The organism is Neobacillus sp. YIM B06451 (assembly GCF_032667185.1).
Taxonomy (GTDB): domain Bacteria; phylum Bacillota; class Bacilli; order Bacillales; family Cytobacillaceae; genus Bacillus_D.
Genome location: NZ_JAVFKJ010000005.1, coordinates 24535 through 38039 on the forward strand (window position 1 = coordinate 24535; position 13505 = coordinate 38039).

Annotated in this window: 12 protein-coding genes; 3 read left to right on the forward strand and 9 right to left on the reverse strand. The window is 46.8% G+C overall.

Annotated features, from left to right (window positions below; all coding sequences use genetic code 11):
* The first annotated feature begins 38 nt into the window (after nucleotides 1–38).
* Both RB160_RS11310 and RB160_RS11315 read left to right on the forward strand, forming a co-directional pair.
* Nucleotides 39–557, forward strand: coding sequence for a sigma-70 family RNA polymerase sigma factor (locus RB160_RS11310; protein ID WP_316570426.1), 519 nt, complete (start codon nucleotides 39–41; stop codon nucleotides 555–557).
* Nucleotides 550–1551, forward strand: coding sequence for an anti-sigma factor (locus RB160_RS11315; protein WP_316570427.1), 1002 nt, complete (start codon nucleotides 550–552; stop codon nucleotides 1549–1551). Before RB160_RS11310 ends, RB160_RS11315 begins: the two co-directional genes overlap by 8 nt.
* 117 nt (nucleotides 1552–1668) lie before the next feature.
* Here RB160_RS11315 and treR read toward each other — a convergent pair whose 3' ends face one another.
* The 3 genes from treR to treP form a co-directional block, all read right to left on the reverse strand.
* A complete protein-coding gene (gene treR / locus RB160_RS11320; RefSeq protein WP_316570428.1) occupies nucleotides 1669–2385 on the reverse strand; it encodes a trehalose operon repressor in 717 nt (238 codons plus the stop codon).
* Nucleotides 2386–2547: 162 nt separating this feature from the next.
* Entirely contained in the window at nucleotides 2548–4224 is a 1677-nt protein-coding gene (gene treC, locus RB160_RS11325; RefSeq protein WP_316570429.1) for an alpha,alpha-phosphotrehalase, read from the reverse strand.
* 128 nt (nucleotides 4225–4352) lie between these two features.
* A complete protein-coding gene (gene treP / locus RB160_RS11330) occupies nucleotides 4353–5774 on the reverse strand; it encodes a PTS system trehalose-specific EIIBC component (protein WP_316570430.1) in 1422 nt (473 codons plus the stop codon).
* A gap of 337 nt (nucleotides 5775–6111) precedes the next feature.
* Here treP and RB160_RS11335 point away from each other — a divergent pair, with 337 nt between their 5' ends.
* Complete coding sequence (locus RB160_RS11335) at nucleotides 6112–6375, forward strand: excalibur calcium-binding domain-containing protein (protein WP_316570431.1); 264 nt, start codon at nucleotides 6112–6114, stop codon at nucleotides 6373–6375.
* 397 nt (nucleotides 6376–6772) lie between these two features.
* On the opposite strand, the gene RB160_RS11340 is transcribed toward RB160_RS11335, so the two are convergent.
* The 6 genes from RB160_RS11340 to RB160_RS11365 form a co-directional block, all read right to left on the reverse strand.
* Nucleotides 6773–8224, reverse strand: a complete 1452-nt coding sequence (locus tag RB160_RS11340) for a S41 family peptidase (RefSeq protein ID WP_316570432.1) — start codon at nucleotides 8222–8224, stop codon at nucleotides 6773–6775.
* A gap of 470 nt (nucleotides 8225–8694) precedes the next feature.
* The gene (locus RB160_RS11345) at nucleotides 8695–10017 is read right to left on the reverse strand and encodes a murein hydrolase activator EnvC family protein (RefSeq protein WP_316570433.1); all 1323 of its coding nucleotides are present in this window, start codon (nucleotides 10015–10017) and stop codon (nucleotides 8695–8697) included.
* Between the two features lie 101 nt (nucleotides 10018–10118).
* Nucleotides 10119–11003 carry a permease-like cell division protein FtsX gene (gene ftsX / locus RB160_RS11350; RefSeq protein WP_316570434.1) on the reverse strand — a complete coding sequence of 295 codons (885 nt, stop codon included), beginning with the start codon at nucleotides 11001–11003 and terminating at the stop codon, nucleotides 10119–10121.
* A complete protein-coding gene (ftsE, locus tag RB160_RS11355; RefSeq protein ID WP_316570435.1) occupies nucleotides 10993–11679 on the reverse strand; it encodes a cell division ATP-binding protein FtsE in 687 nt (228 codons plus the stop codon). Before ftsE ends, ftsX begins: the two co-directional genes overlap by 11 nt.
* A gap of 493 nt (nucleotides 11680–12172) precedes the next feature.
* The gene (gene cccB, locus RB160_RS11360; protein ID WP_316570436.1) at nucleotides 12173–12481 is read right to left on the reverse strand and encodes a cytochrome c551; all 309 of its coding nucleotides are present in this window, start codon (nucleotides 12479–12481) and stop codon (nucleotides 12173–12175) included.
* Nucleotides 12482–12532: 51 nt separating this feature from the next.
* Nucleotides 12533–13402 carry a YitT family protein gene (locus RB160_RS11365; protein ID WP_316570437.1) on the reverse strand — a complete coding sequence of 290 codons (870 nt, stop codon included), beginning with the start codon at nucleotides 13400–13402 and terminating at the stop codon, nucleotides 12533–12535.
* Nucleotides 13403–13505: the final 103 nt, after the last annotated feature.

Consider the following 13505-nt stretch of genomic DNA (forward strand, 5'->3'; position numbering starts at 1 on the left):
GGATTCATTCGTTGTATGGGTGCGGGAGGAGGGAAACGTTGGAAAGTTCGCGGATAGAAAAACTCGATGATCTATACAGAAAATATGCAAAAGGATTGTACGGCTACCTGCTTCGGCTCTCCGGCTCCCCCTCCATTGCAGAGGACCTGGTCCAGGAAACATTTTTACGGGCAACTGTTTCGTTGTCATTTTACCGGCATGAGGATGTCAAGCCCTGGCTTTTCCGAATAGCGCGAAATATTTATATTGACGAATGGCGGCGCCGGCAGCGCTGGAAGTGGGTGCCATTCTTTGATAAAGAAGAGATGATAAGCCCTTATGGGACGCCTGAGCAGGAGGTAATCGCCGATGAAACCGCCCGGGAATTGGAGGGGCTGCTCGGATTGCTGCCTGAAAATTATCGGACAATCATCTATTTGCGGGAATACGAGGGCTTTTCATACGGTGAGTTGATAGAAGCCCTTGGTTTAACTGAAGCCCAGGTAAAAGTGCAACTGCATCGGGCGAGGCAAAAGCTAAAGCAGCTCGGTGCGAAGGAGGAATTTTTGAATGACTGAATGGACGACGGATAAGGAAAAGAAAATACTATGGAAATACCGGTTTACGCTGACACTGAGAATCGTACGGGTCCTGCTTGCGATTGGTTTTTTATACTGGGCATATAACATAATTCTATCGATTGCATATGACCAGTCGGAAATGGCCGACAAGAATTATTTTTCCATATCGCAGGCTATTAACTGGACTCAGAATGGGTACCTTGTAAAAAATGATCCCTTTTTACAGGCTGAAATCACTCCCTTTTTAAGCCAAAAACTATCGTTGCCCTTAGTTCGTACGATTGGGAAAAAGGAGGTGCAGATTGGTTCAGTTGATGTAACCAAAAGGCTAATCAACCCTCTTTCATCAAAAATCATTACCTTTACCGATCCATCCGCACAATCCGGTTTTTCGTTTTTCTTACCCGAGGATCCCCGGACAGGAAAAAAACTAAATTTAAAGGTAGACCCTACGGTATGGTCCACTCTAGAAAAGGTGCATGAAGGGACAGTTGCAGATTTTGCTTTCTCGACTGACCACTATTACAAACCTGAAGAATTGCTTAAGCTTTTGTCCAATTATGATGTTGATGTACTTTGGATGCCTTTATATGCGGGGGAGCTGAAGGAAATAAAAGACGTTAGTTATAGTGTTGCAGGCGGGACCTATTTTACGGTGGATGGCCTCGGAATGGCCCGCGCCCGGGAAACGGATGATTACAAATCCTACAGTGAAATCGGTCTGCATCCTGATGGGATCAAAGAGAATGAAAAAATCATGCTCGCGAATATGGAGCACTTGCTGGAATCTGAAAATAAAAGTTACCTGGAAAATGTTCTTGGACTGAGGTTCCTTCAGGAAAGGCATGATTATTTGAAGGAAAATGGATTTAGAGTGTACGGCGCCGTTGTGACCGGGCCGGTGAAGGAACTTTTGAAGCTGCGGGAACTGAAAACGATTCAGTCGGCCCAGGTTGGCGAGTTCGCTTATTGGAATTGGACTGGGGAATGACCTGGCTGGAATATCCCATAAAAAAAGAAGGCTGCCATGTGATGAATCCTTGGCGGCCTTTTTCATATGTCATACTATTGCGAGCGTAAGTCTTATTCAGTTACCTCTATGAATGGCTTACCTGCTCCTTCTCGCAAAATCGACGAAACGGAACTTGTCGAGTCGATGCCTAGACTCCGTATATTCAATCACGGACGCATTGTCGAGGAAAACATTGTTCCGGACGACAACGATATGTTCGTATCCATTCATATCAAGGTAGGTGCGGTCTTCCTCCGTGCATTCCTCAACAGTGATTTCCTTCCGGGCAAACGAAATATTCAGGTTCAATTCGCCTTCGATATACTCATAAATGCTGTCTTCGCAAATTTCCTTCGTTAGTCCTGGTACGTATTTTTTCACAAAAAACGACTTGTCGAGAATGATCCGCTCCCCGTCCTTTTCACGGGTCCGCGCTACCTTCCACACTTCCTCCTTGGAGGAGATTTTCAATTCGTTTTGTAAAAAATTGTCCGGCTTCATAACATATAACTCATGGACGGTCGTGTGGAATCTTTGCCCAACCTTTTCCGCCACTTCCTTGAAGCTTGTCAGTCCCGAAACCGGAAAGTCAAAACGGCCAATGTCAAGTACAACCGACCCTTTTGCCTTTATTTTTTGGATATAGCCATTTTGCGACAAGAGGTTCAGCGCCTTTCGGATCGTTTCCCTGCTCGTCCCATACATTTCCGCGAGCTCGTTCTCCGATGGCAGCTTTGTGTGCTTTTTCAGCTTCCCGCTTTCGATTTGCTCGGCAATATCCTGATAAATGCTGTCGTATTTGTTCATTACCACGGCTCTCACCCGGTTCATAAAATTGGGAGGCAGCTTAAACCGCCTCCCATTCATTGTAACACTGCTGCTTTTGGTTATGAAGATGCAGCCTAATCCCTTTTGCTTGTGAAACAATACCTGTGAAACAAGAAAATTCGGGGAGTGACAGGCACTGTTCGCATTTTACTTTTTCAAATGGAATACAATCGATTCGTACGGACGGAGTGTGAAGCTGCGGTAGTCTTCGGGATGGTCTTTGTAATTCGAGATGAGCACGTTGGCTTTCACGCCATCACCTTCGATTCGAACGCCATCCGGCAGCTCAAACTGCGCGTTTTTACCATAAAAATTGTTCACAACGAGCAGAGTTTCTACGTTCCAGGAGCGGGTGTAGGCGAATATCCGCGGGTCTTCTGCAAGAATGAGTTTGTAATCCCCGTGCGTAATAATATCGTATTCTTTCCGTAAGCCGATTAGCTTTTTATAGTGATAGAAAACGGAATTCTTGTCTGCAAGCGACTTTTGAACATTAATGTCCGGGTAATTGCCTGCTACGCCAATCCAGGGGGTACCTGACGTAAAACCGGCATTCGCGGATGCGTCCCATTGAACTGGTGTCCGCGAATTGTCACGCGATTTGCTTTTTAGAATCTCGAGTATTTCCTTTTCGCCCATTCCAGATGCTTTTTTTAACCTGAAAATATTCAGGGATTCAACATCCCGATAGTCGTCAATCGATTCGAATCCAGGGTTCGTCATCCCAATTTCTTCACCCTGGTAGATGTATGGCGTACCCTGCATCATATGGATGGTTGTCGCGAGCATCTTGGCGGATTCGACCCGGTATTCTCCGTCATCGCCGTAACGGGATACAACTCTCGGCTGGTCGTGGTTGCACCAGAACAGTGCGTTCCAACCTCCGCCCCGGTTCATTTCCTCCTGCCAGGTGGACAGGATTCGTTTTAGTGCAATGAAGTCAAAGTCTGCAAGCGTCCATTTATCGCCGCCCTCGTAATCCACCTTCAAATGATGGAAATTAAAAGTCATGCTTAGTTCCCTGTTCTCTGGATTGCTGTACTGGATGCAATGTTCAATGGTCGTCGAAGACATTTCACCAACGGTCATGCTTTCGTATTTGGAAAATGCCTCGCGGTTCATCTCTTTCATGAACTCATGTACGCGCGGGCCGTCCGTATAGAAACGGCGGCCATCGCCTTTATCATCGTTCGGGAAGTTTTGGTCTTTGGAAATCAGATTAATGACATCGAGCCTGAAACCATCGACCCCTTTTTCAAACCAGAACTTCATCATGTCATAAACTTTCTCGCGGACTTTTTCATTCTCCCAGTTCAGGTCGGCTTGGGTGACATCAAACAAGTGCAGGTAGTACTGTCCGGTCTGTTCATCATACTCCCAGGCGTTGCCGCCGAATTTCGATTCCCAGTTCGTTGGCGGGCCGCCATCGACGCCGTCCTTCCAAATATAGAAGTTCCGGTAGGGGTTGTCCTTCGATTTGCGTGATTCCTGGAACCACGGATGCTCGGTGGACGTGTGGTTGACGACAATATCCATAATGAGCTTAAGGCCACGTTTGTGAGCTTCATCGAGGAGGCGGTCGAAATCGTCCATCGTACCGTATTCCTCATATATTGAAAAATAATCACTAATATCATAGCCATTATCGCGCTGCGGCGACTTATAAATCGGCGTCAGCCAAATTACATCCACGCCAAGTTCCTTCAAATAATCAAGCTTGTCAATAATACCCTGCAAATCCCCAACGCCGTTCCCTGTTGTATCCTTAAAACTCTTCGGATAAATCTGATACACAACCGATCTTTTCCACCACGGTTCACTCATGCTGATCACCTCTTTTGTAATGGTGCCAGGCACTCTTTTGAAAAGAATAATGCCCAGTTTTAAAGCCAGGAACCCGGCGGGACACTATAATCCATCCTGGGTTCCTGGCCCTATCGCTCAACCTGAAATTAAGCGAGTTCGCCTTTACGGGCTTTTGTTTTGCCCCATAGGTATGTTAGGGCGAGCGGTACCACGATTGAAATTGCCATGCCGATAAAGAATGGCACCCATTTTTGCGGAACAATCGACAGGAAGCCGGGCAAGCCGCCAACCCCGATCGATGGCGCAAGAACTTTGTTAATAGTAATGAACATTCCGGCAAGAGCGGAGCCAATCATCGCGGAGATGAAGGCAAAGCGGAAGCGGAGGTTCACCCCGAACATAGCAGGCTCAGTAATGCCGAGATATGCGGAGACCGCGGAAGTTCCGGACAAACCCTTAAGCTTCTCGTCTTTAAGCAGGAACATCATCGCAAGTGCGGCGGATCCCTGGGCAACGTTGGACATTACGAGGATTGGCCATAGGAATGTTCCGCCTGTGCTTGAAATTAGCTGCAGGTCGACTGGAAGGAATGTATGGTGCATACCCGTCACGACAAGCGGTGCGTACAGGGCTCCATAAATAAGTCCACCAATCGCTGGTACGGCATCGAAAATGCCCGTAAACATATTTGTAATCCATTGTCCGATAGTAAACGTGATTGGCCCAATGACGATAAACGAAAGGAAACCGGTAACCAAAAGCGCAATTGGCGCTACAAGCAGCAGCTGGAACGCATCAGCGATCTTGCTGCGAAGGAAACGTTCAATTCTCGCCAGAACATACGAAGCAACAAGTACCGGTAGGACCTGTCCCTGGTAGCCAACCTTTTGGATTTCAAGGCCAAACAGGTTCCAGGTTGGGATATCACCTTCGGCTTTTGCCGCTCCCCATCCCCATGCGTTCAGAAGATCCGGGTGGACAAGCATAAGGCCAAGTACAATCCCAAGAAGCGGACTGCCGCCGAACCGGGTTACCGCAGCCCAGCCAATCAATCCCGGAAGGAAGACGAACGCCGTATTGGCAATCAGGTTGATAATGGATGCGAAATCACCAAAATTCGGATGAACATCGACAAAGGACTTGTCCGGGTAAAAAATTCCCGGCCCTGTCAGGACGTTGTTAATCCCCATCAATAAACCTGCTGTAACAATCGCGGGTAAAATTGGGATAAAAATATCAGCCAGCGTCTTAATCGCTCGTTGGAAAGGGTTCAGATTTTGAGCCGCAGCGTCTTTAGTTTCCTGCTTGCTCGCGTGGGCAATCCCAGCCTGCGCGGCTAGCTCATTGTAGACTTTGTCAACAGTTCCCTGGCCAATTACAACCTGGTACTGCCCGCTTGCGGAAAACGAGCCCTTCACAAGATCTATTTTTTCAAGTTCTTTCTTATTTACCTTGCTCTCGTCATTCAGCGCAAAACGCAGCCGTGTCACACAATGGGTTGCGGCAGCGATGTTCTCTTTGCCTCCAACCGCATCAATAATTTCTGTAGCTGTTCTTTTTAAATCCATTCTCTTTGCCCTCCTAAAATTAAATGAATGACAGCGTTTTCTTTTTATCGATTATGAATCCTGCCTATATGCAGTTACTGTTTCATTTTTAATCAAAAAATACATTTAAATCCGATTCATATATTTCTCTCATGACAAGCAAACGGCTTCATAATCCAGGACAACCACTAACATGTATATACAAGTTACATTACTAAGTATATCCTGTATATACAGGTTGGTCAACAATAGTGTTTCCCAGTGGGGTAATTTGATGTGTTTATATTACAATTTATGGTTGTTTGCACTGTCGGCATATTGTAAAATGAAGGAAAATAAAACTTGAGGAGCTGGGAATTTGGCAAAAGGTTTAAAGATTATACTCTCATCCACTCTATTTTTCGGACTTGCCTACGGGTCAGCAACCATAGCTGAAGGCGCCGCAAAAAAATACGCTAATTGCACAGAACTGAATAAAGATTACAAAGGCGGCGTTGCAAAAGACTCCAAGGTTAAAAACATAGGAGGAAAGACGCGCTACCAGCCATTTGTCTCTAAAGCGCTTTATGATGCGAACAAATCGAAAGACCGCGATAAAGACGGCATTGCCTGCGAACGATAATTTCGGAGTCCAGCCATGGGCTTTTTTTTATTTCCCAAAATCGCCCTGCATGACTCGGTTCATAAACGTTTCATTCCGGTTCATATTCGACACGAGTTGGTTCATAAAACCTTATTATCGGTTCAAAAACTCATAACATCGGTTCATAAACCTTTAAAATCGGTTCATAAACACCAGTAAGACTAACGAACCTCCCATAAAACTGTTTGCTCTCTTTCAAATACTCCATCTACTCAAAAGCCGCAATGCACTTTCCGTGAAACAATCAGCGTGAAACAAGATTTTTTGGGTGGTGCCAGGCACTGTTCGCATTTTTTCACCCGCACGACAAAAAGGGCAGGGGATTCTTTTTCCCTGCCCGAGTCCAACCTTTTCTGCTTACATCAAGCCCAAAACCCTATTTCGCCAACAGCCGCAGCGCCGTCCTTAGCTGCAGGTCATTTTTGTCTTTCTTCGTTTCCGCTGCCCTCTCTTCATCAAGCGCCACTGCGGTCTTCCCGTCAATTTTTCCAGTAGGCTGCAACCCGGCATGCTGCTGGAACGCCTTCACCGACCGTACAGTCCCCGTACTAAAATAGCCATCCGTCCGCCCAGGCGAATACCCAAGCCCCTCAAGTATAATCTGGGCGTTCTTTACCTGCTCATTGTTCATATCCGCTTCAAGCGCGCCATCCACCTGGATTGGGTGCGTCCCATAAATAACAGGCTGTGCAACCTCCACATCCGGCTTAATACCTTTCTTATGGATCCAATTTCCGTCAGGCGTAAGCCATTTGAAGAGCGTCAGCTTAATATTGCTGCCATCACCCATTGGCATCGCCTGCTGCACCGTCCCTTTGCCAAACGTCTTCTCGCCGACGAGCGGATATCCTTCCGCCTCGGCAAGCGCACCGGCAAGGATTTCCGAGGCAGATGCGCTTCCTTTATCAACAAGGACCGCCACTGGATACGGCTTCCCCTTCTTCAAAGTTGAAAAATACTTATCACGCTTCCCATTCCGCTTCTCAATCTGGACAAACGGCTTATCACCGTCCACAAATTCGCGCAGGATTTCCTCCACACTTATAAGCAGACCGCCCGGATTGCCGCGCACATCGATTGCAAGCCCGGTAATTCCATTCTCCTCAAGCGCCTTCAGCTGCTTTTTAAAATCGCTCGCCGTCTCCTCCGCAAATGAAGAAATCTCAATTACCCCAATCCGCTTCCCATTCACATTCTTCACTTTTGAAAAAACCGTCTCAATCGGGATTTGGTCGCGTTTCACTTCTACCGTAATTGGTTCTCTTACATTTTTCCGTTCTACCTCAAGACGGACAATGGTCCCTTTCTCGCCGCGGATTTTCACGGTCACCTGCATCAAATCAAGCCCCTCGACGCTTTTTCCGTCCACCTTCATGATCCGGTCATGCGGCTTCAACCCCGCCTTTTCCGCAGGAGAATTTTTAAAAGGCGACACAATCACGATTTTGCCGTCCTCCATTCCAATCTCCGCGCCAATCCCCTCAAACGACGATTCCAATGATTCATTGAATTGCCGAGCCGTTTCCTTGTCCATATAAACCGAATAAGGATCACCAAGCGAAGCCAGCATCCCCTGGATCGCGCCCTCAACCAGCTCCTCGCGCTCAACCTTCTCCACATACTGACTGACAATCAATTCATACGCCTGGTCCACCTTATCAAGCAACGCCGAATCCGTCTGCCGTTCCTTTCCCTTCTTAGGCATCGCCGCCGCATCAACCGCAAACCCTTCAGCCCGCGACTCCGCCCACTTCATCCCGGCAAATGTCCCCCCGGAACCCACCGCGAGTGCCCCCGCTACCAACAGCGCCATCCACTTCCGCCTCATGCCCTCACTCCCAACATCTCAAGCCATTTTTTGAAAAAGCACCACCATACAAGCGATGCCCGTTACTATACATATATGCCGGCATGGACGAGTTATGATAAAAGCCGTTTTTGGAAAAAGTGGCCCATGCCATCCGCACCACCTTCAATTCGCACACACCTTTCCATGGAGTCTGGCACCGCCTACATCCTGCGGACATCTTTTCATAGCGTATGGTTCCGTTACGGTCGGAGCACCTGCAAAATCATCTTTTCATGCCATCCGGCATCGCCTGCATCCTGATCATCGGCGGGGCATGGCGGAAAACACGAAAAAAGCACTAGTTTCAAGGATGCACAAAAAGGAAATAAATAGAATGTAGGCCCCGGCGTCCGACATCACGAATTACACAGGCCGGGTCCAAAAAAAGAGCGGGGAAGCCATGCTTCCTCCGCTCTTTAGCCTTACTAATTATAATTTTCAGTGCGTGCTTAACGCGGCACACCGTATGCAAATGGATTGACCGCATTTGATTTACTGTCGTTCCACTCGCCTTTGTGTAGTTCAAAATGAAGGTGTTTCCCTGTGGAATGGCCGGTGTTCCCCATATAACCAAGGAATTGGCCTTTGGAAACGACCGCTCCATCCCCGACTGCGCGCATATCCAAGTGCGCATAGACGGTTGTATATGTTTGCCCGTCTATATAGTGGGCAACGAAAACGACATTTCCATAGCTTGGAGAATAATAGGATTTGATAACAACTCCGCTTGCCGCGGCGACAACAGGGACATTCGAAGCCCTGTTTGCCCAGTCAACACCATAGTGGAATGTTCCCCAGCGGGAGCCAAATCCCGATGTATAAACACCATTCGTAGGCTTCATGAAATTGCCGGATGTAACAGGCGGAGCTTCGGCTTGGGCAGAAGATTCATGGGAACCACCGCCACTACTCGCCTTTTTAGCCGCTGCAGCACGTGCGGCTGCGGCGCGGGCTGCGGCTTCACGGCGCGCGCGTTCGGCTTCCTTTGCAATCCGCTCTTTCTCGAGTTGGATAGCCTTTGCCATGGCTGCTTCCTGAGCCTTCAGGATTTTGTTTTTCTCCTGGAGCTCCATTTTATGATCATGCTCTTCCTCTTCCTGTTTTACAAGCTCTTTCATCAGCTTGTCCTTTGCGGCACGCTGTGAGCTAAGCTGTTTGTTCATCGTTTCAAGGTCGGCGAGCATTTGCTGAAGCTTAGCAAGGTCACTTTCAACCTTCTGCTTCTTTTGCTCAAGTTCTTCGATATCGGCCTTGTGCTGTTCAAGGATGTCCTTGTCCGCTTCCATAATTGTCGCAACCGCGGTTGCCCGGTCAACGAAATCGCTGAAGCTTGTCGCACCCATTAAAACATCCATGTAGCTGACCATTCCGCCATTTTCCTGGAAGGTGCGTGCGCGGTCCTTTAGAAGCTCGTTCCGCTTCGCAATCCGCTCCTCGAGAACCTTGATTTCTCCCTGGAGCTTTTTGATTTCCTTTTGTGTTTCATTAATATCCTGTGTCTTTTCACGGATTTTCTTGTTTGTATCACTTATTGCAAGGTCAAGCTTCTTGATTTCCGCATTGACTTTTTGCTGCTCGGACTGGAGCTTTTTAATTTTCTCGTCCGACTCGCTGATATTGGCGTCCACTTCAGAACGGTTTTTCTGAATTTGTGTTTTCTCATTTTCTAAGTTCGAAAGTTTTGAAGCTTCTGTGTGAACGATCGAACCCCCAAATAAACTCCCTATGCCTACCACGATTGACGCGGCAAGCGCCATGGCTGATCTTCTCAATTCCCGATTTCTCCTTTCCACTGCAACCCATGTACAGGTAAATCGTCTCTATTTTTTTGGAACCCTCTGTTCCCGTAAGCCTGCCTTCAAAAACAACTTTTCTAAACCCTAAGAAACTTCCTGACCGACATCATACTTCCCCAAATTCCAATAAACGCTCCCATTAAGATAAGTAAACCCGCTACCTGGTACATGAATGGTTCAAAGGGAAGGATTTGGATAAAATGGCCTTCGAGCAATGGATCAAGATAACTGTAAGCCTGATAGTAGGCAATTGATAGGAGGGTGACCGGAACGATCGACCCAAGAACCCCTAGCCACAAGCCTTCAAGGAAGAACGGCCAGCGGATGAAGGCATTTGTTGCCCCTACTAATCTCATAATCTGGATTTCTCTTCTTCTTGCAATAATCGTTATTTTAATTGTGTTCGAGATTAGGAACACAGCGGTGAAGAATAGCCCGGCAATCAGTGCGAGCCCTACATTCCGGCTCGCGGCAATGAATTTGAACAGCTTTTCGACGCTCTCCTGCCCGTATTGTACCTTATAGGCAAAATCCATCTTCTTAATCTTTTCCGCGGCCTTCATTGTATCCTCAGGATTCTTCGTTTTTACGACCAATACATCGTTTAAAGGATTGTCCTGTTCAAAAAGTTTGTAGGATTCACCGAGATTTTTTATTAATATCTGGAGTTCCTCTTCCTTAGACGAGTACCTAATGTCCCCGACCTCCGGAAGTGCTTCTACCTTTTTCCGTAGCTCCTGCTGCTGGTCGTCATTTGCGGTGGTATCGATGTGTACGCGGATTTCCACGTCCTCCTCGATGGTCTCCGCCACCCTGTTGAGGTTCATCATAATAATGAAAAAGACACCGACAAGAATGAGCGTGACCGTGACCGCGCCGACCGATGCGAACGTCATCCACCCGTTTCTTCCAATGCTTTTCAAGCTCTCCCGTGTATGGCGGCCCAAGGTTCTAAGCTTCATAGCCGTAGTCCCCCTTTAGCTCATCACGGACAATTCTGCCTTCTTCTATCGCAATGACACGGTGCCTGATTGTATTGACGATTTCCCGGTTATGGGTCGCCATGACAATCGTCGTGCCGCGCGTGTTGATTTCCTCAAATATTTTCATGATTTCCCAAGATGTATCCGGGTCCAGGTTCCCAGTCGGCTCATCTGCAATCACGACCTTTGGGGAGTTTACAATCGAGCGGGCGATTGACACACGCTGCTGTTCCCCGCCGGAAAGTTCATTCGGCATCATCCTGGCTTTATGCTTAAGGTTGACCAGGTCGAGTACCTCCATAACCCTTTTCTTAATGTACTTTGGATGTTCTTCAATTACCTCGAGAGCAAAGGCGACATTTTCATAAACCGTCTTCATATTAAGCAGTTTAAAATCCTGGAAGACTACGCCTAGATTACGGCGGAAAATTGGCACCCTTTTCGATTTCAGCTTTGCAATATTTACACCATTTATAAGGATAGTCCCTGATGTAGGTACTTCTTCCCGATACATCATTTTAATGAACGTCGACTTCCCAGCCCCGCTCGGCCCAACCACGTAAACGAACTCACCCTGGTTGATCCGGACATCGATGCCGCTAACAGCCGTAACGCCATTCGGATACTTTTTATAAACATTTTGCATTTCTATCATGGAAACAATCACCTAATTTGTTTTGTCGACAACAACCTGCGTGTTGATTGATCTTGGTGGACATTATTCTCGCATTTTTGACAAAAAACCTATGTGTTTAATAGCACAAACCCATTATAACACTGAAAACCTGTAAAAAAAGGGGTTCAAATATTACAGTTTCTTTTCAAGTAAGTCGAAATATGCCAATAATATCCTATATTGGCGAATATATCATTATTTTCCCTCTTTGAAAATAGTAAAATAAAACCGCTATTTAGTGGGGGAGTAACAGCGAGGAGTATTTTGAGGAGAAAACATTTTTCTTCAATATCTTTTCAAAGGTGAGTCTTTATTACAAATTCATTTCAAAAATTTTTCCTAACGAGGAAGGGGTTGGTTTATTGTTAGAATTTTCTATCAAAATAAAAAATTTCATGGTGGCTTAAAATCCAACTGAATTATTATTTCCATATATAAAGCGTCCTGCCATTCGACAGGACGCTTTTTGACATTATTTTTTCTCTGCAAGCCACTCGGCAACCTTGGATGCTTCTTCACCTTTATAAAGGCCACCAGGCATCCCGCCGCCTTTTCCATCTTCAATGATTTTCTGAATTTCATCTTTTGAAAGCGCAGACCCGACCTTAGTCAAATCCGGACCTGCTCCGCCCTTAAGGTCACCGCCATGGCATCCTGAGCATTTTTGGTTATACAGCTTTTCAGGATTTACATCGGAAGCGGTATCCTTGTCTCCGCCGCCTCCGCAAGCAGCCAATACCATTGATGCGCCCACGAGCAAGGCAAGTAGTTTTTTCTTCATTTATATAACCCCTTTAGCAAAGTTATTAAACCCTACATAATTATACCAATACTATTCCCGTTTGAAACCCTCCCCAAGGACTTCCGCCGCATCCATAACAATGACAAATGCAGTCGGGTCAATGGTTTTGACCAATTGTTTCAACTTTGTGAACTCTGTTTGGTCAACTACGCACATTAGGACGGGCTTCTCGGAATCAGTAAAACCGCCGTAGGCTGATAATCTTGTGACACCGCGGTCAATCTTATTCAGGATTCCTTCCTGAACTTCCATTTGTTTATTGGTAATGATCATCGCCATCTTTGAACGGCCGAAACCGACCTGGACAAGATCGATTGTCTTGCTCGTAATATACAAGGCAATAAGTGCATAAAGTCCCCGTTCAATATCAAAGACAATCGCCGCGGACAGTACAATCAAGCCATCAATCAACGCCACGCTGCGGCCAAGCGTAAGCCCCGTATATTTGGTAATGATTTGCGCAGCCAGGTCTGTGCCGCCGGTCGATGCCCTTCCGCGAAAAACAATTCCGAGGCCCAGGCCGACCCCCACTCCACCAAACAGCGCTCCCAGGAGCGGGTCATTCGTCCATGGCTGAAGATGTGCGGAAGAAAGGACAACAAATGGGAGAAAAATGGTCCCGACAAGCGTTTTGATGCCAAAATTCCTGCCAAGTAAAACGACCCCTGCTATAAATAATGGTATATTCAGCGACCACTGCACATATGCCGGCGCCCAGCCCATGACCGCATCGAGGATTGTTGAAATCCCGCTTACCCCGCCTGAGGCAATCCTGTTTGGCAGAAGGAATAAATTAAACGATAGCGCCACAACAGCAGACCCAGTCAGTATATAAATATATTCAAGCACTTTCTGAGCACGCGTTTTAACAATTAAAGCCTTCTTTCTGCGCTTTCTCAAGAGGACGCACTCCTTCTCTCTGACTCCATTTAATAGATAGCACCCGGGGAAACATAGTTCACTGATGAAAGATTCATCTTATGAAAAATATACCCATACCAAA

Coding starts and splice junctions, on each gene's coding strand:
- treP (WP_316570430.1), bottom strand. CDS start 5,774: ATGGATTTAAAAAGAACAGCTACAGAAATTATTGATGCGGTTGGAGGC.
- cccB (WP_316570436.1), bottom strand. CDS start 12,481: ATGAAGAAAAAACTACTTGCCTTGCTCGTGGGCGCATCAATGGTATTG.
- RB160_RS11315 (WP_316570427.1), top strand. CDS start 550: ATGACTGAATGGACGACGGATAAGGAAAAGAAAATACTATGGAAATAC.
- ftsX (WP_316570434.1), bottom strand. CDS start 11,003: ATGAAGCTTAGAACCTTGGGCCGCCATACACGGGAGAGCTTGAAAAGC.
- treC (WP_316570429.1), bottom strand. CDS start 4,224: ATGAGTGAACCGTGGTGGAAAAGATCGGTTGTGTATCAGATTTATCCG.
- RB160_RS11340 (WP_316570432.1), bottom strand. CDS start 8,224: ATGAGGCGGAAGTGGATGGCGCTGTTGGTAGCGGGGGCACTCGCGGTG.
- ftsE (WP_316570435.1), bottom strand. CDS start 11,679: ATGATAGAAATGCAAAATGTTTATAAAAAGTATCCGAATGGCGTTACG.